This is a genomic window from Algihabitans albus (assembly GCF_003572205.1).
GTDB lineage: Bacteria > Pseudomonadota > Alphaproteobacteria > Kiloniellales > DSM-21159 > Algihabitans > Algihabitans albus.
The window spans coordinates 454037-477836 of sequence record NZ_QXNY01000006.1; the positions used below are offsets into that span (position 1 = coordinate 454037).

General features: G+C 67.1%; 25 protein-coding genes. 11 read left to right on the forward strand and 14 right to left on the reverse strand.

Going from position 1 to position 23800, the window contains the following annotated elements; genetic code table 11:
- The first annotated feature begins 47 nt into the window (after positions 1-47).
- From DBZ32_RS18880 to DBZ32_RS18890, 3 genes are all read left to right on the forward strand, one after another.
- Positions 48-980 carry an alpha/beta fold hydrolase gene (locus tag DBZ32_RS18880; RefSeq protein WP_208539298.1) on the forward strand — a complete coding sequence of 311 codons (933 nt, stop codon included), beginning with the start codon at positions 48-50 and terminating at the stop codon, positions 978-980.
- Positions 981-1104: 124 nt separating this feature from the next.
- Positions 1105-2721, forward strand: a complete 1617-nt coding sequence (gene cimA, locus DBZ32_RS18885; RefSeq protein ID WP_119168783.1) for a citramalate synthase — start codon at positions 1105-1107, stop codon at positions 2719-2721.
- The gene (locus DBZ32_RS18890; RefSeq protein ID WP_119168784.1) at positions 2721-3536 is read left to right on the forward strand and encodes an RNA methyltransferase; all 816 of its coding nucleotides are present in this window, start codon (positions 2721-2723) and stop codon (positions 3534-3536) included. The genes cimA and DBZ32_RS18890 overlap by 1 nt, the downstream gene beginning before the upstream one ends.
- Positions 3537-3752: 216 nt before the next feature.
- Here the strand turns inward: DBZ32_RS18890 and DBZ32_RS18895 are convergent, their stop codons facing one another.
- Genes DBZ32_RS18895 through DBZ32_RS18905 form a run of 3 tightly spaced genes read right to left on the reverse strand, consistent with a single transcriptional unit; the run spans position 3753 to position 6341 of the window.
- On the reverse strand, positions 3753-4442 hold the full coding sequence (locus tag DBZ32_RS18895; RefSeq protein WP_119168785.1) for a DUF1989 domain-containing protein: 690 nt from the start codon (positions 4440-4442) through the stop codon (positions 3753-3755).
- 6 nt (positions 4443-4448) lie between these two features.
- Positions 4449-5444 carry a DMT family transporter gene (locus tag DBZ32_RS18900; RefSeq protein WP_119168786.1) on the reverse strand — a complete coding sequence of 332 codons (996 nt, stop codon included), beginning with the start codon at positions 5442-5444 and terminating at the stop codon, positions 4449-4451.
- A 21-nt stretch (positions 5445-5465) separates the two neighbouring features.
- Positions 5466-6341: a phytanoyl-CoA dioxygenase family protein gene (locus DBZ32_RS18905; RefSeq protein ID WP_119168787.1), complete on the reverse strand. Its 876-nt coding sequence runs from the start codon at positions 6339-6341 to the stop codon at positions 5466-5468.
- A gap of 278 nt (positions 6342-6619) precedes the next feature.
- On the opposite strand from DBZ32_RS18905, the gene rpsD reads away from it, so the two are divergent.
- Together rpsD and DBZ32_RS18915 are read left to right on the forward strand one after the other, a co-directional pair.
- Positions 6620-7234: a 30S ribosomal protein S4 gene (rpsD, locus tag DBZ32_RS18910; protein WP_119168788.1), complete on the forward strand. Its 615-nt coding sequence runs from the start codon at positions 6620-6622 to the stop codon at positions 7232-7234.
- A gap of 183 nt (positions 7235-7417) precedes the next feature.
- On the forward strand, positions 7418-8011 hold the full coding sequence (locus DBZ32_RS18915; RefSeq protein WP_162906843.1) for an acyloxyacyl hydrolase: 594 nt from the start codon (positions 7418-7420) through the stop codon (positions 8009-8011).
- Positions 8012-8156: 145 nt separating this feature from the next.
- On the opposite strand, the gene DBZ32_RS18920 is transcribed toward DBZ32_RS18915, so the two are convergent.
- From DBZ32_RS18920 to DBZ32_RS18960, 9 genes are all read right to left on the reverse strand, one after another.
- Entirely contained in the window at positions 8157-9104 is a 948-nt protein-coding gene (locus DBZ32_RS18920) for a DMT family transporter (RefSeq protein ID WP_119168790.1), read from the reverse strand.
- Positions 9105-9207: 103 nt separating this feature from the next.
- The gene (gene grxD / locus DBZ32_RS18925) at positions 9208-9549 is read right to left on the reverse strand and encodes a Grx4 family monothiol glutaredoxin (protein ID WP_119168791.1); all 342 of its coding nucleotides are present in this window, start codon (positions 9547-9549) and stop codon (positions 9208-9210) included.
- Positions 9550-9612: 63 nt separating this feature from the next.
- A complete protein-coding gene (locus DBZ32_RS18930; RefSeq protein ID WP_119168792.1) occupies positions 9613-9849 on the reverse strand; it encodes a BolA family protein in 237 nt (78 codons plus the stop codon).
- Between the two features lie 101 nt (positions 9850-9950).
- The gene (gene purL, locus DBZ32_RS18935; protein WP_119168793.1) at positions 9951-12185 is read right to left on the reverse strand and encodes a phosphoribosylformylglycinamidine synthase subunit PurL; all 2235 of its coding nucleotides are present in this window, start codon (positions 12183-12185) and stop codon (positions 9951-9953) included.
- Positions 12182-12865 carry a phosphoribosylformylglycinamidine synthase subunit PurQ gene (gene purQ, locus DBZ32_RS18940; RefSeq protein WP_119168794.1) on the reverse strand — a complete coding sequence of 228 codons (684 nt, stop codon included), beginning with the start codon at positions 12863-12865 and terminating at the stop codon, positions 12182-12184. Before purQ ends, purL begins: the two co-directional genes overlap by 4 nt.
- Before the next feature lie 11 nt (positions 12866-12876).
- Positions 12877-13119, reverse strand: coding sequence for a phosphoribosylformylglycinamidine synthase subunit PurS (purS, locus tag DBZ32_RS18945; protein WP_119168795.1), 243 nt, complete (start codon positions 13117-13119; stop codon positions 12877-12879).
- A gap of 212 nt (positions 13120-13331) precedes the next feature.
- Positions 13332-13568, reverse strand: a complete 237-nt coding sequence (locus tag DBZ32_RS18950) for a hypothetical protein (RefSeq protein WP_119168796.1) — start codon at positions 13566-13568, stop codon at positions 13332-13334.
- 13 nt (positions 13569-13581) lie between these two features.
- Positions 13582-14346 carry a phosphoribosylaminoimidazolesuccinocarboxamide synthase gene (gene purC / locus DBZ32_RS18955; RefSeq protein WP_119168797.1) on the reverse strand — a complete coding sequence of 255 codons (765 nt, stop codon included), beginning with the start codon at positions 14344-14346 and terminating at the stop codon, positions 13582-13584.
- A gap of 186 nt (positions 14347-14532) precedes the next feature.
- Positions 14533-15288 carry an NRDE family protein gene (locus DBZ32_RS18960; protein WP_119168798.1) on the reverse strand — a complete coding sequence of 252 codons (756 nt, stop codon included), beginning with the start codon at positions 15286-15288 and terminating at the stop codon, positions 14533-14535.
- 219 nt (positions 15289-15507) lie between these two features.
- Between DBZ32_RS18960 and DBZ32_RS18965 the strand changes: the two genes are divergently transcribed.
- A complete protein-coding gene (locus tag DBZ32_RS18965; RefSeq protein WP_119168799.1) occupies positions 15508-15825 on the forward strand; it encodes a DUF1476 domain-containing protein in 318 nt (105 codons plus the stop codon).
- Positions 15826-16033: 208 nt separating this feature from the next.
- Here the strand turns inward: DBZ32_RS18965 and DBZ32_RS18970 are convergent, their stop codons facing one another.
- Both DBZ32_RS18970 and DBZ32_RS18975 read right to left on the reverse strand, forming a co-directional pair.
- Positions 16034-17227 (reverse strand): MFS transporter, encoded by a 1194-nt coding sequence (locus DBZ32_RS18970; protein ID WP_119168800.1) that lies wholly within the window; start codon positions 17225-17227, stop codon positions 16034-16036.
- A 137-nt stretch (positions 17228-17364) separates the two neighbouring features.
- Complete coding sequence (locus tag DBZ32_RS18975) at positions 17365-17634, reverse strand: DUF1127 domain-containing protein (RefSeq protein WP_119168801.1); 270 nt, start codon at positions 17632-17634, stop codon at positions 17365-17367.
- 142 nt (positions 17635-17776) lie between these two features.
- Between DBZ32_RS18975 and DBZ32_RS18980 the strand changes: the two genes are divergently transcribed.
- The 5 genes from DBZ32_RS18980 to DBZ32_RS19000 all read left to right on the forward strand — a co-directional run bounded on the left by DBZ32_RS18980 (position 17777) and on the right by DBZ32_RS19000 (position 23795).
- Positions 17777-18751, forward strand: coding sequence for a transcriptional regulator GcvA (locus DBZ32_RS18980; protein ID WP_119168802.1), 975 nt, complete (start codon positions 17777-17779; stop codon positions 18749-18751).
- Between the two features lie 128 nt (positions 18752-18879).
- Positions 18880-20061, forward strand: a complete 1182-nt coding sequence (gene argE / locus DBZ32_RS18985) for an acetylornithine deacetylase (RefSeq protein WP_119168803.1) — start codon at positions 18880-18882, stop codon at positions 20059-20061.
- A 10-nt stretch (positions 20062-20071) separates the two neighbouring features.
- A complete protein-coding gene (locus DBZ32_RS18990; protein ID WP_235830270.1) occupies positions 20072-21214 on the forward strand; it encodes an AbrB family transcriptional regulator in 1143 nt (380 codons plus the stop codon).
- Positions 21215-21398: 184 nt separating this feature from the next.
- Positions 21399-22070 (forward strand): GntR family transcriptional regulator, encoded by a 672-nt coding sequence (locus DBZ32_RS18995; protein ID WP_119168804.1) that lies wholly within the window; start codon positions 21399-21401, stop codon positions 22068-22070.
- A gap of 303 nt (positions 22071-22373) precedes the next feature.
- Entirely contained in the window at positions 22374-23795 is a 1422-nt protein-coding gene (locus tag DBZ32_RS19000) for an MmgE/PrpD family protein (RefSeq protein WP_162906844.1), read from the forward strand.
- Positions 23796-23800 lie beyond the last annotated feature (5 nt).

The following is a 23800-nucleotide window of genomic DNA, read 5'->3' on the forward strand; positions in this document are numbered from 1 at the left end:
GCGCGCAAGCCCGGTTTTCGCGACCGGCAGAGGGCAGGTGGCGGGACATGACGACGACGATGGCAACGGACCTCCCGACTCTCCCCGAAACCGATCGCTCGGACGACTTCGATCTGCTGAGGCTGCCGGATGGACGGGATCTCGCGTTCATGGAGTGGGGTGATCCTGCCGGCTTTCCGGCCTTCTATTTCCACGGCACGCCGAGCAGCCGGCTGGAAGGCGCCTTCGCCGATGCTGCCGCCCGCAGGTATGGCTTCCGCCTGATCGCAACCGACCGCCCCGGCTTCGGTCGCTCGAGCTTTCAGCCCGGCCGTCAGTTCAGCGACTGGCCCAAGGACATTTCCGCCCTTGCCGATCACCTGGGCATCGATGCCTTCGGCGTTGTCGGCCATTCGGGGGCCGGGCCTCACCTCTTCGCCTGTGGAGTCTTTATCGAGCCCAGGCGTCTGAGGTTCATCGGAGCGTTGGGGCCATGGGGGCCGGTTGCGTCGCCGGAGATCTCGGCAAGCCTGAACGCGCTCGATCGATTCTACATGGGCTTGGCGCGTCGCCTGCCGTGGATCATGCGGGCGTCCTTCGCGCCGCTCGCCTGGGCTGCGAAATACTGGCCGAGCCTCTTCCTCAGACTCATGGAGGCCTCGGTCTCGGAGGCGGACAAGGCCGCCCTGCGGAACGGTCCCTTCCTCGAAAATTTCCGCCGGATGGAACTCGAGGCTTTCCGTAACGGCAGCCGGGGCGGCGGCCATGAGGCGCTCATCGCCTTCCGGGACTGGGATTTCGACATCGGCGGCGTGCGCGTCCCGACGTACATCTGGCTGGGCGAGGAGGACATCTTCGTGTCCAACGCGATGGGCAGATATCTCAAACGGGGCCTCCCGCGGGTCGACCTGCATCTCGTTCCCGGAAAAGGGCACTTCAATATAGAGAATTGGGACGACATTCTCGCCGCCTGCGCAGGACAGGTCGGCGCGCGGTCCTAGACTCCCTCGCCGGCAGACTCCCTTGGGCGACCGCGCGGCCCGCCGTTATTGACCCGCCGGGCACATTGACCCGCTGGCCCGCTTCGTGCCTTAAAACCGGCTTGCCAAGAAAGGCCGGTTTCCCATGAACGCTGAGATCCGCGAGAACAGGCGCGTCTACCTGTTCGATTCCACGCTGCGCGACGGGGCGCAGACCCAGGGTGTCGACTTCACGGCGGCGGATAAGATCGCGCTGGCCCGTGCGCTGGACCGCCTCGGCGTCGATTACGTCGAGGGCGGCTGGCCGGGCGCCAACCCGACCGACGACGCCTTCTTCGCCGAGCCGCCGGAGCTGACGACGGCCAAGCTGGTGGCCTTCGGCATGACCCGCCGTCCGGGCCGCTCGGTGGACAACGACCCCGGTCTGGCGGCGCTGGTTCAAGCCAGGGCGCCGGTGGTCTGCATCGTTGGAAAGACCTGGGACTTCCACGTGGACGTTGCGCTGGAGATTCCACGCGAGGAGAACTTGGCCCTGATCGGCGACAGCCTCGCCCACATGGCGGCGCGGAAGGCCGAGGCCCACTTCGATGCCGAGCACTTCTTCGACGGCTTCAAGGCCAATCGCGACTACGCGCTGGCTTGCCTGGCGGCGGCGCAGGAGGCCGGCGCCCGCTGGCTGGTGCTCTGCGACACCAACGGCGGCACCCTGCCCCATGAGGTGTCGGAGATCGTTGGCGCTGTGCGCGCCGCGCTGCCGGACGCCAGCCTGGGCATTCACTGCCATGACGATACCGACAATGCCGTCGCCAACTCCCTGGCGGCCGTGCTGGCGGGGGCGCGGCAGGTTCAGGGGACGCTCAACGGTCTCGGCGAGCGCTGCGGCAACGCCAACCTCTGTGCCCTGATCCCGACCTTCGCCCTGAAGACGGACTTCGAGGTCGGGGTGGAGCCGGAGCGCTTGGCCCAGCTTACCTCCGTCTCGCGGCTGCTCGACGAGCGGCTCAACCGCCCCGCCGATCCGGCGGCGGCCTACGTCGGGCCGCGCGCCTTCGCCCACAAGGGCGGTCTGCATGTCTCGGCCGTGGCCAAGGATCCCCGGACCTACGAGCATGTCGAGCCGGCGCTGGTCGGCAACGAGCGGCATATTGTGGTGTCGGATCAAGCCGGACGCGCGAACATCCTGTCCCGCTTCGCTGAGATCGGACTTGAAGTCGATTCCGACGACCCGAAGGTCGCGGCCCTGGTGGAGGAGGTCAAGGCGCGCGAGTTTCAGGGTTTCGCCTACGACGGGGCCGAGGCCTCCTTCGAGCTGCTGGCGCGGCGCGCCCTGGGGCAGGTGCCGGACTACTTCGAACTGCAGCGCTTCCGGGTGATGGACGACCGCCGCTGGAACGCGCGCGGCGAACTGGTCACGGAATCGGAGGCGACCGTGACCCTGGAGGTGGCCGGCCGGCAGATGATGACGGTGGCCAACGGCAACGGTCCGGTCGATGCGCTGGACAAGGCCCTGCGCAAGGCGCTGCTGCCGACCTACCCGCAGCTCGAGACCATGCGGCTGACGGACTACAAGGTGCGCATTCTGACGCCGCAGGCCGGGACCGAGGCCGTGACCCGCGTGATGATCGAAAGCGCCGGCCGCAACGGCCGCTGGACCACCGTCGGCGTTTCGACCAACGTCATCGATGCATCCTGTAAGGCTCTGATAGACGGCATTATTTGGAAGCTGAGACGGGAAGGCCTGCGGGAGCCGGGCGTCGGGTAATGGCGGGAACCAACGCACGCGAGATCAAGGACCTGCCGCCCGCGCCGGCGGTCATTCTGGTGGCCCCGCAACTGGGCGAGAACATCGGCATGGCGGCCCGTGCCATGCTGAACTGCGGGCTGACCGACCTGCGGCTGGTGGCGCCCAAGCAGGGCTGGCCGAACCCCAACGCCGTGGCCGCCGCTTCCGGCGCCGACCGGGTGCTGCAGGCGGCCCGCGTGTTCGAGACCACACGCGATGCGGTGATCGATCTGACGCGGGTCTATGCCACCACGGCGCGCCCGCGCGATCTGGTCAAGGAGGTGATGACCCCGCGCGCCGCCGCCGCCGCCCAGCGGACGGAGATGGCGGCCGGGCAGGGGGTCGGCCTGCTGTTCGGGCCCGAGCGGACCGGACTGGAGAACGAGGATCTCGCCCTGGCCGACGTGGTGGTCACGGCGCCGCTCAATCCCGGCTACAGCTCCCTGAACCTGGCACAGGCGGTCCTGCTGGTCGGCTACGAGTGGTGGACCGCCGGCGATGCCACGCCGTCCCGGCAGCTCGATCACGGCGACAGCGGCCCGGCCGACAAGCGGGTCCTCTTCGCCTACCTCGACCGCCTCGACGCCGCGCTGGACCGGCTCGGCTTCTATCATCCGCCGGAAAAGCGCCCGGGCATGCGCCGCAACGTCCATGCGATCTTCCAGCGCGCCCGGCTCAGCGATCAGGAAGTCCGGACCCTGCAGGGCGTCCTCTCGGCGTTCCTGGGCGCGAAGCTGAAACGAGGCCCGGAGGCGCTGGCCGCGAAGCAGACGGAAAGCGAAGAAAATACTTGAGAATCGCAGCTTAACAAACTGATTTAGAATACATCATTACCGTGAGTTTGTCGAAAGAGGCTCTGCCCGACTGTCAGCATAAACCGCCGGTCTTTACGACTGGGGAGCTTCGCCGCTCCGCTCAAGATGGAGGTCGTGCTTTGGGACGTCTCCCAGGAAAAGCGACGTGAGGCTCGTCGTTTATCTTTCTGAAAAACAACGGCAAACGCTCCGCCGTTAAACCAATCCGAAATGCACTTCGACCGGGGTGCAGTCCTGGCCGTTGATCGGGATCATGTCCTGGGGGCAGGCGGACAGGGCCACGACGCAGTCCATCTCGGCCCGCAGCACCACCCGGTCGCCCGGCTTGCTGACGGTGGGGTAGAAGCCGACGCCGCCCTCGGCCAGGATCGGGATGTTCATCCAGAGGTTCAGGGGGCTCGGTACCTCGCGCACGCGCAGGCCGATGGCCTTGACGGCCATGCGCAGGTTGTCGGCGCAGTTGTCGTGGTAGCCCTCGACGCCCAGGGTGCGGTAGCGCCAGAGGTCGCAGGCGGCGATCAGGGTGTCATGAACGCCGGGCGAGCTGTCTTCCTCCAGCACCAGGATCGGGCGGCGGCGGTTGCTCGCCAGTTCGTCGCCGGGGCGCGGCACCAGCCGGCCGATCCAGGCGCGCAGATGCTCCATCGAGAGGAACTCCGAGGGATCGTCGGCCGAGAAGGCCCAGGTGTCGCAGACCTGGGTGCCGTGGGTATTGACGATCTTCAGCCGCTCGCCGCGCTTCAGGCGGACGGCGCGGCCCTGGCGCGCCGGGACGGCGTAGAGTTTGCCGGCCTCCGGACGGCCGTCCGACGAGATCGGTTCGGTCAGCGTGGCGTTCCGGCCGTCCTCGTTGCCGTTATCCGCGACCTCGGGAAAGATGCTCATCCTGACTTACTCCCCAGCCTGATATCCAAGCCGCGAGTCTGCCGATTTCATCGTCTCCCGCAAGCGCTCTCGTCGATGGCGTCGTTGGGCGAGCAGCTCGCCGAATCCCTGGCCCAGCAGGGCCGTTAGCACGATGGCACCGCCCAGCAGCGCCCAGCGGCTCGGCACCTCGGCCAGCAGCGACCAGACCAGCAGAGGGCCGAGCACGGTCTCGAGCAGCAGCATCAGACTGACGACCGGGCTGGGCGCGAAACGGGGCGCGGTGGCGATCAGGGCGAAGGCGCAGGCGACCATCAGCCCCATGGTCACCTGCCAGCCGAAGCTGACGCTGTCCATGGCAAAGGGGCTGGCGAACCAGATCATCGCGAAGGCGGAGAAATAGCCGGCCAGCACCATGGAGGGCAGGGAGGTCACCTCGCGCCGATGGCGCACGACCGTGAAGGCGCCGCCCAGGGCGATCGCCACGGCCAGGGCGCAGAGGTTGCCGAGCAGGGGATCGGGGCCGACGGTACCGAGCCCCGGGCCGCCTCCCCAACCGCCCAGCAGTCCGGCTTCGCCGCCGAAGATCACCGCCATGCCGGCCAGGGCGCCGACGATCGCCAGCCAGGTCCGCCGAGCGGTGGCCTCGCGCAGAAAGACGCGGGAGAAAAGCGCGGCGAAGAGCGGCGCGGTCGCGACGATCAGCAGCACGTTGGCGACGCCGGTGTTGGCCACCGCGAAGACGAAGGCCATCTGGTTGACCGCGAAGAGGGCGGCGGCCAGCAGACCGGCCGGTCCGATGTGGCGCAGCTTCGCGAACCAGCCCGGCCCTTCGACGGCGGCGTAGAGCACCAGGATGTTGGTGGCCACCAGCAGGTTGCGCCAGAAGGCGACGGTGAAGGCGTCGGCCTCGATCACGCGCAGCAGCAGGGTATCCGGCGCCAGGATCAGGACTCCCAGCGCGGCGATCGCCACGCCCTTCGTATGGGTGGCTTCCGCTGCGGACGGAGGGCGTCCGGCCATGATCGATCCGGGGGCCTGCCGCTAGTGGGGCGCCGCCGTCTTCTGGCCCTGGACCGAGAAGAAGGAGTCCGCCTTGTAGTAGGGCGGCAGGTCGAAGATCCCCGCCTCGAGGCGGCAGGAGCGGGTGGGGCGGCCGCGCACGACTTCGCCGGTAAAACGGGACAGTACCTTGCATTTCACCAGGGGCCAGGCATCCGCGGCGGTGTACTCGGCGATGAAGAGGCGGCGCGGGCTCGGACCCAGGTTGGGACCCGAGCCGTGCAGGGTCATGACGTGCATCAGGCAGACGTCGCCCGCCTTGCCGACGACCGGCAAGGACCGGGGCGCCAATTCCGCCGCCAGGTCCTTGTCGATGGCGCCGACGAAGCGGCCGTTCTGGAAGTGGTCGTAGAACTGCCGGTGACTGCCGGGAATGACGCGCAGGCAGCCGTTGGACTCGTTCATGTCGTCGAGCAGCAGCAGGGCCGTGACCTGGTCGCTGTTGGTATGAGGCTCGAAGGCGTGGTCGCTGTGGAAATCCACATGCGTCGCCATGCCCGGCAACTTGACGTTGAGCTTGCAGTGATGAAACTTCACGTCCGGGCCGATCAGCTCCGCCAGCATGTCGACGAAGGGGGCATTGCGGATCGCTTCCTCGTAGGCTTCCGAGATGTCGCAGGGATTCATCACCCGGCGCAGACGCGGCGCCTCGCGCGTGTGGCCCTCCTCCAGGTCGAAGCGGGCCTTGCCGTTTTCCGTGGTCCCGTAGTTCTCGTCATGACCGCGGCTGTCCTCGATCCAGTCGTCGAGCTGGGCCCGCAGGGCCGCCAGGGTCTCCGGGGCGACGCCGCCAGGCAAGGTCACGAAACCCTGGCTGCGGTAGGCCTCGGTCAGGTCGGGGGTGAGCAGGCTGGGCATGGGTACAAGCCTCGGTCCGATGGTCGCCCCGATTGGCGCTGGTGAAAGGTTGCGGCCGACTGTGGTTGTTGAACGCGGCGGTGCCTCTTGATCCTAGACCGAGCGCTGTGCATTTGACAGTGGCGTGGAAACAGGTATAACCGCGCGCTTTCCTTCCTGGGAATGTGGGGCGGCCTTGGCGTAGACGGTCGCACCCCGCCCACTGCCTCGGTTTCGACAAACCGGGCGCAGCGGGACTACCGGGACAAGACGAACCCGAACCGAACGGAGTCCCTGAAATGGGCAAGCGCCTGCAGTCCAAGTACAAGATCAATCGCCGTCTGGGCGAAAACCTCTGGGGCCGCCCCAAGTCGCCGGTCAACCGCCGTGAGTACGGCCCGGGCCAGCACGGCCAGCGCCGCAAGAAGCCGACCGACTTCGGCATCCAGCTCGCCGCCAAGCAGAAGCTCAAGGGTTACTACGGCAACATCGGCGAGAAGCAGTTCCGCCGCTACTTCGACGTCGCCACCAACCGCAAGGGCGACACCGGCGAGAACCTGATCGAGCTGCTGGAGCGCCGGCTCGATGCCGTCATCTACCGCGCCAAGTTCGTGCCGACCGTCTTCGCGGCCCGCCAGTTCGTCAATCACGGCCACGTGACGGTGAACGGCCAGCGCGTGACGATCCCCAGCTACATGCTGCGCGACGGCGACGTGGTCGAGGTGCGGCAGAAGTCCCGCGAGATCCCGATGGTTCTGGAGGCCACGGTCTCGGTCGAGCGCGACGTTCCCGACTATATCGACGTCGACAACGGCAAGATGACCGTCAAGTTCGTGCGCGGTCCGAAGCTGGCCGACGTGCCCTATCCGGTGCAGATGGAGCCGAAACTGGTCATCGAGTACTACTCGCGCTGACGCTGGGCTTCCCAGCCGTACAGCTCTAGATCCGCCGACGCGGGGCCGGACGATCGGTCCCGCGTTTTGCGTCGCCCGCGTCGGCGACGGGCGCAGCGTGCTGTTGCAGGGGCGGTCGAGCCTCGGCTATACGGATTTCCCGCACGAAATTTCGCTGTGGAATTCTTGAGGGGGGATCTGTCTTTGCGTCGTCCTGTTGTTTTTCTGGTCGGTTTGGCCGCCGTCGCTGGCTTGACCGGCGGCCTGGCAGCGCCGCAGCCAGCGCAAGCCGAACCGGCCGTTTGGATCCTTGCCGGCGTCGCGGCGGCCTCCGTCGGGGCCGGCGTGATCTACGACACGCCTCAGGCCGACAAGGATCGCCAGTACCTTCGGGCCGGCATCGGCGCCTTCGATCTGGTCGACGACGAGGATCAGGCGGTGGAAGGCCGGCTGGAGTACACGCCGGCCTGGAGTGTCTACCGCTTTCGCCCGGTGATCGGTGCGGCCGCCACCAGCGACGGCGGCGCCATCTTCCACGCCTCCATCGGCCACGACTTCGTACTGCCCTACGAGCACTTCTATGTCTGGTTCGAGACGGGACCGGCGCTCTATTTCGAGGGCGACGGCAAGGATCTGGGCAGCAATGCGGTCCTGCGCTCCGGCTTCGAGGTCGGCTTCCGCACCGAGGGCGGCTGGCGGCTCGGCGCCAGCTTCCACCACATGAGCCACGGCGGACTCTTCGGGGACGAGAACCCCGGCACGGAGATGATCGCCTTCAACTTCTCGGTGCCGTTCTAGATCAGGATCGCTTGAGGTGGAATCGCTTCGGCGATCCCACCTCAAGCGTGAATCCTTATCTAATCATAGGTTTAGAGTGCGGTTCACGTGTTCGATGGAAGCGAAGCCGCATCCATCGAACACGATCGCGCTCTAAGCTGCCGCGTCAATCGGGCGATCGCCGGATGGGTTGCCGCCGGCCGATCACGACCAGCCCGACCACCAGCACCGAGAAGGCGAGGGTGGTGATGGTGATGGGCTCGGCCAGCAGCAGCGCGGCGATCAGCAGGGTCAGGAAGGGTTGCAGGAGCTGCACCTGGCCGACCCGGGCCACGCCGCCGAGGGCGAGGCCGCGGTACCAGACGAAGAAGCCGGCGAGCTGGCTGACCAGGGCGACGTAGAGGAAGCCGGCCCAGGCGCCCGCGCTTGCGCCGCTCGGCGGTGCCGCGATCCAGCTCACGGCGGCGGCGGGCAGCATCACCGGCAAGGACAGCACCAGAGCCCAGCAGATCACGGTCCAGCCGGGCAGGTGCCGGGACAGGCGCGCGCCGTAGGCGTAGCCGAGGCCGGCGGCGACGACCGCCGCCAGCAGCGCCAGGTCGCCCCCCGTCAAGCCCGCCGCCGAACCCGCGGCCCCATCCGCTGTGTCGAGCAGCGCAAAGGTCACCACGGCGGCGCTGCCGAGCAGCGCTGTCGCCCAGAAACCGGCCGAGGGCCGCTCGCCCGCGACCAGGGCGGCGGCAAGGGCCGTGGCCAGGGGCAGGATGCCGATCACCACGCCGCCATGGGCCGCCGGGACGCTCTGCATCGCCCAGGTGCTCAGCAGCGGAAAGCCGAAGACGACGCCCAGGGCCGTGACCGCCAGGGCCGGCAGGTCTTTGCGGCCTGGCCAAGGCACACGCAGGATCAGCAACAACGCCCCCGCCGCCAGGCCGGCCAGGGCGCCGCGCCCGAAACCCACGGTCCAGACCGGCATTTCGGCGACCGCCAGCCGGGTCGCCGGCAGGGTCACCGCGAAGGCCAGCACGCCGAGCAGGCCCAGCAGCAGTCCCAACCGCTCGGCGGCGGCTCGCGCTGCCTGGTCTCTGTCCGTTGAATCGAGAAGGCCGGTCATGCGCCCTTCATGGCGCAGAACCGGCCTTCACCGATAGTCACGTCTTGTCCCGGTGACGCCGGGGCGGCGTCTCCCGCAGGCCCGATAGGGGCCGGGCCGGCGATCAGCTTACCGGCTGGGCGTCGACGCCGTGGCTGTGCAGCAGTTCCTGCAGTTCGCCGGTCTGGAACATCTCGCGCACGATGTCGCAGCCGCCGACGAAGTCGCCCTTGACGTAGAGCTGCGGGATCGTCGGCCAGCTGGAGAACTGCTTGATGCCGTCGCGCAAGCCGGGATCCTCCAGGACGTTGATGCCCTTGAACTTCACGCCCAAATGGCTAAGCGCCTGGACCACGGCGGCGGAAAAGCCGCACTGTGGAAAGACCGGCGTGCCCTTCATGAAGAGCACCACGTCGTTCTCGCTGATGTCGTGCTTGATCCGCTCGAAAACGGGATTGTCGGTCATCGCCTTCTGGTTCCTCGGTGTTGGGTTGGGGATATCCCCTCGGGGTTTCCGTGTTTTCTGTCTTCAGTCGCTTGGCGGCGTGGTCTGCAGCGCCAAGGCGTGCAATTCGTTGCCCATGCGGCCCTGCAGCGCCTGATAGACGAGCTGGTGCTGCTGCACCCGGGTCTTGCCGCGAAAGGCCTCGGAGACGACGTAGGCGGCATAGTGATCGCCGTCGCCCGCCAGATCCTCGATCGTCACCTTGGCGTCGGGCAGCGCCGTTTTGATGAGCTGCTCGATCTCACCCACGTTCATCGGCATCGCGTGACTCTTACCCTCTTTCCTCGGCGGCTCGAGGGCCGCGTTTGACCGCTCGACCGCCTGCGCCCACCAGATCTTGGAGCGCCTTTACCTGACCGTCCTTATTGGGCCGCTTCGGCCAGCTTGCCGTTCATCAGGTCCGGCAGCCAGCCTTCGTGAGCCGTCTGCAATCGTGCCAACGAGATATGCCCGAAGCCCTCGAGCGTCAATTCGCTGCCGCCGGTCCGTCCGATCGCCTGTGCCGCCACGCCCGCCATCTCCGCAGCTTCCAGAATGGGCATGGCAGCCTTGGCCGTCACAATGTAGCGCGCCTGGTCTTCTCCGAACAACCAGCCGGCTAGTGAGGCTACTCCGGCGGGCACCGTCAGGCTGCAACCTATCGGGCCTTGAGGCCCGCGGCCGGCGAGCGCCATCTCGGCGAGGGCCACCAGCAGACCGCCGTCCGAGACGTCGTGGCAGGCGGAGAGGCGGTCGCCGTGGATCAGGCCGCGCACGAAGTCGCCGTTGCGCTTCTCGATTTCCAGATCGACCGGCGGCGGCGCGCCGTCTTCGCGGCCGAACAGCTCGCGCAGATAGAGGGACTGGCCGAGATGGCCGTGAGTCCAGCCGATCACCAGGATTTCCTCGCTCTCGGCCGCGAAGCCGATCCCGGGGATCTGGGTCACGTCCGGCACCAAGCCGATGCCGCCGATCACCGGGGTGGGCAGGATCGCCTGACCGTCGGTCTCGTTGTAGAGCGACACGTTGCCGGAGACGACGGGCGTGTCGAGCGCCTCGCAGGCCTCACCCATGCCTTCGACGCAGCCGACGATCTGGCCCATGATCCGCGGCTTCTCGGGATTGCCGAAGTTCAGGTTGTTGGTGACCGCCAGCGGGACAGCGCCCACGGCGGTCAGATTGCGCCAGGCTTCCGCGACAGCCTGCGCGCCGCCGGCCTTCGGGTCGGCCAGGCAGTAGCGCGGCGTGCAGTCGGTCGTGGCGGCCAGGCCCTTGGGCCCGTCGGCGATCCGGACCACGCCGGCGTCGCCGCCCGGGCGCTCCACCGTGTCGCCCATCACCAGATGGTCGTACTGTTCCCAGATCCAGCGCCGGCTCGCCAGATCCGGCGTGCCGAGCAGCCGCTCCAGGTTGTTGAGCGGATCGCCCTCCTCGGGAAACCCGGCCTCGTCGAGCGGGGACGGCGTCTCGCCGGGCTCCCACGGGCGGTCGTATTCCGGGGAGGCCTCGGCGAGCGGGTCGATCGGCAGCTCGGCGACGCTTTGCCCCTGCCAGCGCAGGACCATGCGGCCGGTCTCGGTCAGCGTGCCGATCACCGCGAAGTCCAGTTCCCACTTCTCGAAGATGGCCCGTGCCTCGTCCTCGCGGCCCGGCTTCAGCACCATCAGCATGCGTTCCTGGCTTTCGGAGAGCATGATCTCGTAAGGCGTCATGCCGGTTTCGCGCAGCGGCACCCGGTCCAGGTCCAGCTCCACGCCCATGCCGCCCTTGGAGGCCATCTCGAAGGACGAAGAGGTCAGGCCGGCGGCGCCCATGTCCTGAATGCCGACGATGGCGTCGGTCGCCATCAGCTCCAGGCAGGCCTCGATCAGCAACTTTTCGGTAAAGGGGTCGCCGACCTGCACGGTCGGGCGCTTTTCCTCGCTGTCGGCGCCGAACTCCGCCGAGGCCATGGTCGCGCCGTGGATGCCGTCGCGGCCGGTCTTGGAGCCGACGTAGACCACCGGATTTCCGGCGCCGACCGCCTTGGCGTAGAAGATCCGGTCGGCCGGGGCCAGGCCGACGGTCATGGCGTTGACCAGGATGTTGCCGTTGTAGGCCGGGTGGAAATTCACCTCGCCGGCGACCGTGGGCACGCCGACGCAGTTGCCGTAGCCGCCGATGCCGGCGACCACCCCGGCCAGCAGATGGCGGGTCTTGGGATGGTCCGGCGCGCCGAAGCGCAGGGCGTTGAGGTTCATCACCGGCCGGGCGCCCATGGTGAAGACGTCGCGCAGGATGCCCCCGACGCCGGTCGCCGCGCCCTGGTAGGGCTCGATGAAGCTGGGGTGGTTGTGGCTCTCGATCTTGAAGACGGCGGCCAGGCCGTCGCCCAGGTCGACCACGCCGGCGTTCTCGCCTGGTCCCTGAATCACCTGCGGCCCCTCGGTCGGCAGGGTCTTCAGCCAGCGCTTGGAGGATTTGTAGGAGCAGTGCTCCGACCACATGACCGAGAAGATGCCGAGTTCGACCAGGTTCGGCGCCCGGCCCATGATCTCCAGGACCTTCTGATACTCCTCGGGGCTGAGACCATGTTCGGCAACGACGTCCGGGGTGATCTGGGGGGGCAATTCGCTCACGACAGGGCCTCCACGATACCGTCGAACAGCTTGCGCCCGTCGGTGCCGCCGTGCAGCGGGTCGGTGGCATCCTCCGGGTGCGGCATGAGACCGAGCACCGTCTTGGTTTCGTTGAAGACGCCTGCGATGTCGTCCAGCGCGCCGTTCGGGTTGGCCGGGCCGGCGGCGGCACCCTCCGCATAGCGGAAGGCGATCTGGCCGTTGTCGGCGAGCCGCTTGTGGCCCTCCGTATCGATGAAGTAGTTGCCGTCCATATGCGCGACCGGCGTCTCGAAGGTCTCGCCGGCCTCGAAGCGTCCGGTAAAGAGAGTCTGGCTGTTCTCCACCCGCAGCGTGACCGTGCGGCAGACGAACTTCAGATCGGCGTTGCGCAGCAGCGCGCCCGGCAGCAGGCCGGCTTCGGTCAGGGCCTGAAAGCCGTTGCAGACGCCCAGCAGCGGCACGCCGCGTTCGGCGCGTGCGACCACTTCGCGCATCACCGGGCTGCGGGCCGCCATGGCGCCGGCGCGCAGGTAGTCGCCGTGCGCGAAGCCGCCCGGCAGGACGATCAGGTCGACCTTCGGGATCTCGGTATCCTTATGCCAGACCAGAACGGGAGCCTGGCCCGATGCGCCCTCGAGCGCCCGCGTCATGTCCTTGTCGCGATTGGTCCCCGGAAAGACGACGACTGCCGATTTCATCGCGCCCGCCCTCAGGCCTCCAACTCGATTGCGTAATTTTCGATCACGGTGTTCGCCAGCAGCTTGCGGCACATCTCCTCGACCTGCGCCCGCGCCGTCTCCGGATCGGATTCGGCCAAGTTCAGCTCGATCAGCTTGCCTTGGCGCGCTTCCTGAATTCCTGAAAATCCGAGCGTGTCGAGCGCATGCTCGATCGCCTTGCCCTGGGGGTCGAGCACCCCGGGCTTCAAGGTAACGTGGACACGCGCCTTCATGGGAGACTCCGCTGCTACGAGATTGGCGCGGAGACTAGAGCATGTTGTGATCGTATGGAACCGCTTCGCGGGTCCGCCGATCACAAGAAACATACTCTAACTATATGAATCTAGAGCAGAGTCTAGGCAATCACCGGACCCACTAAGCGGGTCCGACTGATCACTCTCTGGTCTAGCGGGCAGGCGGCAGCCCCGCAACGCCTGTTGCCGGCTCACGATTGGCGGGTGCGACCGCGCAGAGTCAGACGCACGAAGAGGGCGATCACGCCCAGAATGACGATGCCGCCCAGCGCGAAGGCCCACCAGGCCGCGGTCATGTCCGCCGGAGGTCCCGCGCGGGCGGCCTCCAGTGTATCGAGGCGCCGCCACATCCAGATCGCGCCGCCTGCCGTGACGGTAAGAATCGCGGCGACCGCCGCCAGCAGAAGCGCGAGGCCGCCCCTGGTCATTTCACGCCGTGCGTCACTGAACGACCTTGGGGCCTTGCAGGTCGACCGGGCCCGCCTCGGGCAGCACGCCGAGCCGGCGCGCCACTTCCTGATAGGCCTCGGCGACGCTGCCGAGGTCGCGGCGGAAGCGGTCCTTATCCAGCTTCTCGTTGGTCTTCAGGTCCCAGAGACGGCAGGAGTCTGGGCTGATCTCGTCGGCCAGCACGATGTGCATCTGCTCCTCGTCGTCCCACAGGCGACCGAACTCCAGCTTGAAGTCGACCAGTTTGAGGCCGACGCCGATCAGCAGACCCGAGAGGAAGTCGTTGATCCTGAGGGCCAGGTGCAGCATGTCGTCGAGGTCCTGGGTCGCCGCCCAACCGAAGGCGGTGATGTGTTCCTCGGTGACCAGCGGATCGCCCAGCTCGTCGTTCTTCAGGTAGTACTCGACGATCGAGCGGGGCAGGGGCGTGCCCTCTTCCGTTTTGAAGCGCTCCGCGAAGCTGCCGGCGGCCACGTTGCGGACCACCACCTCCAGCGGAATGATCTCGACCTGGCGCACGAGCTGCTCGCGCATGTTCAGACGACGCACGAAGTGGGTCGGCACGCCGATCTCCGCCAGACGCAGCATGAAGAACTCGCTGATGCGGTTGTTCAGCACGCCCTTGCCGGTGATCACGCCCTTCTTCTGGGCGTTGAAGGCGGTGGCGTCGTCCTTGAAGTACTGCACCAGGGTGCCCGGCTCCGGTCCTTCGAAAAGAACCTTGGCCTTGCCCTCGTAAATCCGTCTGCGTCGCATCCTGTTACGTCCGAACTGGGGAAACCGGGAGCTGTCGCCGGCCGTCGGTTCCGCATGAGAACCCGACCGATCGCATCACGGCGCATCCCTCGTAGGAGAAAGTCCTCATATAGCAGCCCCCATCGGGAGAAACAATCTGACGTGGGGCCGGTCTGCTAAACGTCGAGCGAGCGGGTCGGCGCGCCGCTAGAGATCCACCGTTTCGAAGGCCGCGCCGTCCGGGGATCCGGCGGCGAAACGCCAGAGGGCGCGCGGCCGCTCGGCCTCCGGCTTGGCGAGCGCCAGCAGGGAGCTGGACACCGTGCCGAAGCCGTTGGGAAGCGCCACGTTCATCGCGCCCTCCGGCCCGACCGAGGGACCATGGTCCCGGCTCGCCAGCAGCGCTTCCCAGGCGCTCCAGTCGTCGGCCGCCGGATCCGGTGGAGTCGCATCGCGAAACCGGGGCAGGAAATGCCCGATGCGCGGACTCTTGGTATCGTTGCGATCGGCGGCGGTGATCATTGAGAGGCCCGGCGGCAGAGGCTGCACCACGACCGACTCGGCATCCTCGCCGATGTGGCGGAGCCAGAAGGCATCCTGGGAGTCGGCGATCACCAGATTGAAGCTGCGATAGGCCGAGGGCTCCAGTTGCGCGAGCGCCGCCGCGGCGGCGCTCGCGTCGGCATGGTCGAGCGCCTCCAGCACCAGTTCGCCCCGGCTGCGCTTTCCGGCCGCCGGCCCGAGCGAGCCGTAGCGGTTCAGAATACAGGCCAGCACGCCGTGGTCGTTGACGCCCAGCCAGGACCCGCCGGCCAGTTCGTCCTGTCCCGCAACCACCTCCGGCCGGTCGGGCCAGTGGCGTCCGGGGCCGCGCCAGGGGCGGTCACGCATCTCGTCCCGGTTGCCGGCGAGCAGGACGGGCCAAGCGGTATCGGGGCGTCTGAGAAGAACGATCGTACACATGGGACGCCAATCATAAGCACTGTGCAGTTTCGGTTCACCTGCCGTAACCCAAGGGCTATAACGGCGGCCAACCGGTGGCGGCGATCGGCCGCCGCACAAGGGCGGCAGGACGATCACGCTCCAGCTGGATGATGGGAGCAGGATCGCCTGAGGTGGATTCACCGAAGCGGGTCCGCCTAAGGCGATCCTGCTCTAGGCAAAAGCAAGGGTGGTGCAGGCATGAGCTTCAACGATCGCGAAAAGGCGTTCGAGGACAAGTACAAGCACGATCAGGAGGTTCAGTTCCGGGTCGATGTCCGGCGCAACAAGCTGCTGGGGCTCTGGGCGGCCGAACTGATGGACCTCAAGGGCGAGGCCGCGGACGCCTATGCCAAGGAGGTGGTCTCCTCCGACTTCGAGGAGGCCGGTCACGAGGACGTTTACCGCAAGGTGATGGGCGACCTGACCGACAAGAAGGTCGATATCTCCGAGCATCGGCTGCGCAAGAAGATGGATGAACTGCTCGAGGTCGCCAAACAGCAGGTGATGACCGAATAGCGCGCCGTCGTCTATGGACTGCCGAGCGGGCGATACACTGGAGAAGGCGCAGCGACCCTGCTGGCACCTCTATGCCGACAGCACGAACATTGTGTTGGTCTGCTTGCCGCGAGGTCGTGCGCAACCTGAGAAGGTTTCGGAGCAGTGGAGAGTTCGGGGCGGTCGAGAGAGCGCTCCGCATCCGCTCATCGCTAAATTGGACACCCGCTCATTCGTCCAACAGGCCGGCAAATTTTTTCCGCTGCCGGATAACGATGAGCGCGCCGCCAAATCCAACCACCACCACTGGCAGAAAGGTCGCTCCGGGCAGCAGCGTGCTGGTAACGCCGGAGACTGCGGGTCCGACCATACCGCCGAGCGCATAGGCCACCGAAAAAGCCGATGCGCCGGCGACCAGCATCGGGCCGTGGTACTCGCGCCCCAGGATCGACAGCGCACAGGTGTAGATGCCGAAGAACGCGGCTCCGGCAAGCGCGCCGAGCGGCCACACGAGCCAACTGGTCGCAGGCACCAGAAGCAGGGCGCCGAAGGAGAGACCGGTGGCGAACAGACAGGCCGCGGCGATGAACCACCGGTCTCTAAGATCGAGAAGGATGCCCAGAAACGGTTGGGCGACGAACATACCGACATGCATGACCGCGACGAAGGTGGCTGCCGCATTAACCGAAGCTCCGCCCGCCGTCAGGTGCAGCGGCGCCAGGGCCAGAGCCAATGCGTCGGCAAAGCCGAAGGTAAGTACAAGAAACAGCAGCAGCGGCGCGGCACGCGCAAAACGCGGCAGGTCCGAAAGCTCAAGCTTGCCGGGTTCGACTTTCGCCCGCCTGGACAACTGCGCGAAGGCAAAAGCAACCAGAGACACGATCACCGCACAGGCGGCAAAGGCGAGACCGTTCTCGGTACCGAGCAGCGGGATCATCATGGGGCCGATCACAAAGCCCGCCGTCATGCCGGCGCCGTAGATGCCCGAAACGCGGCCGCGCACCTTGTCTGCCGTCGCGACGTTTAACCAAGCTTCCCCGAAGACATAAATGGCGTTTACGCAGAAACCGAGTGCAAACCGGAGGATGAACCACGCGGCAAGGGTGTCGAAGATCGCAAAAGCGGACAGGACCACAGCCGTGCCGATCAGACCTGCCACGATTACTTGTCCTGCGCGCATGCGTCTCGACAGACGCGGCACTGCTAAAACCGAGATTCCCAGCCCCAGCATGAATGCCGTTGCGTTCAGCCCGACCAACAGATCCGACGCCCCGCGTTCGGCGAGCAAGAGCGAAATCAAGGGGTGGGTCAGCCCTTGTGCAATCGCGAAAATAGTAATGCCGAGCACGACCACCACGACCGAATTCCAGTCGGTCGCCGTAGCCGGCGCAGTAGAGGGCTGTGGCTGCGCGATCTGGTCCATTTCAGAACCAATGCAGCATAAGCCAATTGTTTTACAACCGACCCAAAGAGGAAACGGCCCGCTTGATCACGCGGGCCGTTTTCGTTTGGAGGGTATCGCTGCGCCCGGAACGAAAGCGACACGGCGCTGCGGTCACCTCAGGAACGCCAGAAGGGCTTCGCGATTTCGCGCTCGACGTCCAGGCGGTCCAGGCCGACGTCGCGCAGGAGCCGGTCGTCCATCTCCGCCAGGTCGTGACGCTGGTTGGCGCGATCCTGCCAAGCGATAAACAGGTTGATCAGAGCTTCCAGCGGGCCGACGGCGCCGGACTGCCGCAAAGGCGCCTTGGCGTAGTCGGCGAGGGAGTCATGGTCGGCGGTGTGGCCATGGGATACGAACCGCCGCAGGGTTCCGACTGATATCGTCATGACAAATCTCCTCATGGCTGCAAATCGAGAGGAAACGCCGTTGCGTTCCTTTCACCAGAGAATCTGTGCGGCTTGAGGCTTCGGCGCAAACGATGTTATCTCGGGAGTGAGATTAGAAATTTTATAGGCGAGCAAGGCTGCCATGCGTCGTCGTCGTCTCCCTCCGCTGAATGCTCTGCGCGCCTTCGAGGCGGCGGCCCGCCACCTGTCCTTCACCAAGGCGGCGGATGAATTGGCCGTCACCCAGGCCGCTGTCAGCCATCAGGTCAAGGCACTGGAAGATCATCTCGGCCTTCCGCTGTTCCGCCGGCTCAATCGGGCGCTTGTCCTGACCGAGGCCGGACGCAGCCTGCTGCCGGCGGCGCAGGAGGCCTTCGATCTTCTGGACGCGGCCGCCCGGCGCCTGCGGCAGGCTGAGGCCGGCGGGCCCTTGCGCGTCTCGGCGCTCTCGTCCTTCGCCTCGAAATGGCTGCTGCCGCGTCTGGCCCGCTTTCGTGCGGCGCATCCGGAGATCGACGTCCTGGTCTCCGCCGACGACCGTCTGGCCGACCTGGAGCGCGACGAGATCGATATCGGCATTCGCTACGGATCCGGGATCTATCCGGGTCTGCGTGTCGACTGGCTGATGGGCGACGAAATCCTGCCGGTCTGCGCGCCGTCGCTCTGCGAAGGCCGGAACGCCCTGCGGGATCCCGAGGACCTGCGGCATCACACCCTGCTGCACGACGAGGTGAGCGGCACCGCCGACAGTCCCGACTGGCGAGTCTGGTTCCAGGCGGCCGGCTTGCAGGACAGCGGCATCGATTGGGAGCGCGGCCCCGGCTATTCCCACATGGCCATGGTGCTGGAGGCGGCGATGGCGGGGGAAGGCGTTGCCCTTGGCCGGCTCTCGCTGGCCTGCGACGACCTGCGGGCCGAACGCCTGGTCTGTCCCTTCGGTCCCCGGCTGCGCACCAGCTTCGCCTACTGGATCGTTTGCAGTCCCGCCATGGCGGATCGGGCCAAGGTGGTCGCCTTTCGCGACTGGCTGCTGGCCGAGGCGCGCAGCGAGACCACGCCCTTCAGTCTGTTGCAGCGCCCGCCGGAGGCGGATCCGCACACGCTCGGCTCTCCCTGACCTCAGCCTTGCGTCCCCAAGGTGTCTGCTTTGTCGCGGACCCGCTGCACTTTCCCGAAGCCGGCTGCTATAACTGATGACTTCGTAGAACAGTCTCCTGCCCTCACCAGCGTCAGAGAAGGTCCCGAATGGCCCGTCCCTCCGAGTCTTCGCTTGAGATGATCCGCAAGCTGATTTCCTTCGACACGACCAGTCGAAATTCCAACCTCGGCTTGATCGAATACGTGCGCGATTACCTGGCCGACCTGGGCGCCAGTTGCGAGCTGATCTACGACGAGACCGGTCAGAAGGCCAATCTCTACGCCACCCTCGGCCCGGCCGACCGCCCCGGGATCGCGCTCTCTGGCCATACCGACGTGGTTCCTGTGGACGGTCAGGAGTGGCAGACCGATCCCTGGGAGATCGTCGAGAAAGACGGCAAGCTCTACGGGCGCGGCACCTGCGACATGAAATCCTTCGTCGCCGTCGCCCTGGCCAAGGCTCCGATCTTCGCCAAGGCCGACCTCAAGACGCCGGTGCACTTCTGCTTTTCCTACGACGAGGAGGTCGGCTGCCTGGGCGTGCGTCCCCTGCTGGCCCGTCTCGCCGAGCTGCCGGTCCGGCCGGCGCTGGTGGTGGTCGGCGAACCGACCGACATGAAGGTGATCAACGCGCACAAGGGCAAGATCTCCGTGACCTGCAGCGTGCGCGGTTTCGAATCTCACTCCTCCCTGGCGCCGACCGGCGTGAATGCCGTCGAGTACGCCGCCCGGCTGGTCGTCAAGCTGCAGGAAATGGCCCGGCGCAAGGAGGCAGAAGGCCCCTTCGACCGAGACTTCGACGTGCCCCACACCACCGTTCACACCGGCACGATTCAGGGCGGGACCGCCCTCAACATCGTGCCGAAGGACTGCAGCTTCGAGTTCGAGTTCCGCAATCTGCCCACCGAGGATTACGGACCGCTCTACGATGAGGTCGTCGTCTATGCCCGTGAGGTGCTGGAGCCGGAGATGCAGGCGCGCCGGCCGGGTACGGGCTTCAGCTTCGAGGAAATGTCGACCATCGCCCCAATGGATACGCCCGGCGAGCATCCGGTCGTGGCCCTGGCCAAGGCTCTGACCGGCGCGAACGCGACCAGCAAGGTCGCCTTCGGCACCGAGGCCGGCCTCTTCAACGAAGCGGCGATTCCCTCGGTGGTCTGCGGACCCGGCTCGATCGAGCAGGCGCACAAGCCGAACGAGTTCATCGCCCTTGAGCAGGTGGCGCTCTGCGAGCGTTTCATGGACCGCCTCACCGAGCGTCTGGTCGCCGAGCGCCTGTCGGCCGCCTAGGCGCGGCTGAGTGCGAGACTCACCCTCCAACCCTGACCCCGGCCCGGACGTCGCTCCGGCCCCCGAGCCGGCCTCCGAACCGGTTCCCAAACCGGATCTGAAGCAGCGCGCGCCCGGCATCGCCCTGGCGCTGATCCTCGGTAGCCTGGGCGGCTGGGCCGCTGCGGCACTCGGCCTGCCGCTGCCCTGGATGATCGGCGCCATGACCGCGACGACGGTCGCCGCTGTCGCGGGGGCCCCGATCGCGATGGCGCAACCGCTGCGCACCGTGATGGTCGCCGTTCTCGGCGTCATGCTGGGCAGCGGTTTCACGCCCGAGATCCTGGCGCGACTCGACGAGTGGGTCGTCAGCCTGGTCTCGCTGATCGGTTACATCGCGCTGGCCGGCGGCGCGGGTCTGCTCTACTTCCGGCGCGTTTGCGGCTACGACCCGATCACCGCCTACTTTTCGGCGATGCCCGGTGGCCTGTCGGAGATGATCGTGGTCGGCAGCGAGATGGGCGGCGATGCTCGGCGGATCTCTCTCGCCCATGCCTCGCGGCTGCTGCTGGTCGTGCTGACCATCCCCTTCGCCTTCCGCTGGCTGGAGGAGTTCGAGCCGGGCAGCCGCCCGGCCGCCGGCCTGCCGATCGCCAGCATTCCGCTCACCGACCTGGGCATTCTGACGCTCTGCGGGATCGTCGGCTTCGCCCTGGCGCGGGCGGTCAAGGTGCCGGCCGCGGCCGTGGTCGGACCGATGCTGGTCAGTGCCGGCGTGCATCTGGCCGGCTGGACCGAGGCGGCGCCGCCGGTCGAGCTGGTCTCCGCCGCCCAGGTCGCGGTCGGCGCGGCGATCGGTGCGCGTTTCGCCGGCACCGAGCTGCGGCTGGTGCTCCAGACCCTGGTCCAGTCGATCGGCGCCACCGCGATCCTGGTGACCGTCACCCTGCTGTTCGCCGGCGGGCTGAGCCTCGCGCTGGACCTCGATCCGCGTGCGCTGGTTTTAGCCTTCGCGCCCGGCGGCCTCGCCGAGATGAGTCTGATCGCCATCGCGCTGGGGGCCGATGCGGCCTTCGTCGCCACCCACCATATCGTGCGCATCGTGCTGATCGTGGTTCTGGCGCCCGCCGCCTTTCGACTGATGGGCCGGCGAAAACCGGAGCCGGGCGACTGACGGGATCCTTACTCTTTAGCTGAAACTCGGACGCCAGAAAGCCGCTTCGCTGGCTTTGGCCTAACTGGATGACGCGCGGTTCCGGCCGCAATCTCCTGAAAAGTGCATACAGATCGCCCGAAATTGCCGGCTGAATTCGCTCAAAGCTGGTGAAAGTGGTGGTCTCTCTGTACAGTTTTTGACCATGGATGACTTGAGCCTGTCGGCCTACAGACAGATCCGGCGGTTGATCGAAGGGGGCACCTTCGACATGGGAGTGCGGGTTCGCGAGGCTCGGCTGGCACGCCAGCTCGGTCTGTCACGCACCCCCATCCGCGCCGCGCTGAACCGGCTGGAACTCGAGGGACTGCTGGTCTACGAGCCGAACCGCGGCCACATCATGGCGACCTACAGCGAAGACGACGTGTCCGAGATCTACGTCTGCCGGAGCATCCTGGAATCGGAGGCGGTACGGATCGCCGCCGAACGCGGGCTGGAGCCTCCGACGGAGGCATCGCTGGTCCGGCTGGCACAGGAAATGGACGAGACGATCGGTGCGCAAGGCCTCTCGCAGGACACCAAGCGCAGCGATTTTCTGGCTCTGAACAAGCAGTTTCACGAAACCATCTATGCCCACTGCGCCAATCGTCATCTGCTGGAACTGATCGATCGCACGAGCGGTCTGCCTCTGATCATCCGCAACTATTTTGGCTTCTCGGACGACGAGTTGTTCCGGTCCCAGGCCGATCATCGGGCGCTCCTGCATGCCCTTCAGAGCCGTCAGGCCGACCGCGCCCGGGCTCTGATGAAGGAGCACATTCTGGTCGCCTGCGAGCGTATGCTGCACCAAACCCGCCCGGCTCGGGCCGCCGAGTAGCGGGGGGTCCTCGACCGCAGTCAGGACGAAGTCCGGCTGAATCCCGTCGCCGCCAGGCCGGTGGCCGAGCCGGGGGCGGCGTGTCGAACTCCGCGGGGCGAATTGTGCTTGCACGCCTATAAAAAGTGTATGCAATATTATGACTAAGAGCGGAGGTGAAATGTCCGAGACCGGCAGATCCCGCGGCGTCGAAACCCTCGAAGTCGCGCCGCGCGACGCCTTGCAGGCCGCAGGTCCGTCCCTGCTGCCGCAAAGGCCCGGACGGGCATGCAAGACGGGCCGCAAGGGCAGGGTCGCGCTCCGATGAGCGGCCGGGATCGCACCCTGGATCTGGCGCGGCATCTCTGCGGCTGGTCGGACGCGGACTTGAGCGAGGCGGACTGGACCCAGCTGTCCCGGCTGCTGTTCGATCACGCCGCGGTCGCCCTGCGCGGCGCCGAGGAAGCCTGGTCGCAGGCCCTCGCCGAACATGCCCGGCCGACCGCCGGTAGCGGCGCGGCCCAGGTGCTCGGCACCGGCTTCGCTTGTCCTCCGGCCCTGGCCTCGATGGCCAACGCCACCTCGGCCCACGCGCTGGAACTGGACGACACCCACGACGTCTCCGTCAGCCACCCCGGGGCGCCGGTCATCGCCTCAGCCCTGGCCGTCGCCAGCGAAGCCGCGAGCGAAGCCGAGACACCCCCGACGGGACGCGAGATCGCCCGTGCCATCGCTGCCGGCTATGAGACGACGGCACGTCTGGGGGCCGCGGTCGGAGCCGGGGAGATGCTCGAGCGCGGTTTCCATCCGACGGCCGTGTTCACCACCTTCGGCGCGGCTGCCACCGCCGCGCTGCTCTATCGGCTGCCGCCCGAGGCGCTTGCCGCCGCTTGGGGCCTGGCGCTGTCGATGACCGGCGGGTCCATGCAGTTCTCCGAAGACGCCCAGGCGCCCGAGGTCAAGCGCCTGCATGCCGGGATCGCCGCGCAGCGCGGCATCACCGCGGCGGATCTGGTGCGCAAGAGCCTTTGGGGCCCGTCGCGCGCCTTCGACGGGCGCTACGGCGTGCTGGCCCTCTACGGAAGTGCACCCGACCCGGAGCGGCTGACGGCGGGGCTGGGGGCGCCCCAGGCGATCCATGACATCAGTTTCAAGCCCTATCCCTGCTGCCGGCTGTTCCATGCGGGACTGGATGCGCTGGCGACGGTCACGGATGACTTCACCCTGCCGCTCGAGTCCATCGCCAGCCTGTCCTTCGGCGGGCCGGGTCTGGTCGTAGAACAGCACATGCAGCGCCGGCCGGCTTCCAAGATGGCGGCCCAGTACAGTCTGCCCTTCACCGTGGCCGCCGCCTTGCTCGACGGGCCGGAGAGCCTGGAGGGCTTCGCAGTCGACGCACTGGTCTCTCCGGCGCGTCACCGCCTTTGCGACCTGGTCGAGGCCAGGACCGACGAGTCCCTGGAGGCGGCCTTCCCACGCCACTTCGGGATGAGCGTCGAGCTGGACTTGACCAATGGCGAGCGCCGCGAAGCCCGTGTCCTCGACAGCCTCGGAACGCCGCGCCGGCAGATGTCGCGCGCCCATTTCGCCCGCAAGTTCGAACGTCTCAATCCGGGGGTCGACTGGCTCGACCCCGAGGGGCTGGAGGCCGCGGTCGCCCGGCTTTGGCGCGATGGCGACGCTGCTGCTTTCGTGACCTGCTTGATCGGCCCGGAACGGCGGGCCGCCGAGAAGCCGGCGGCCTGAGCGAG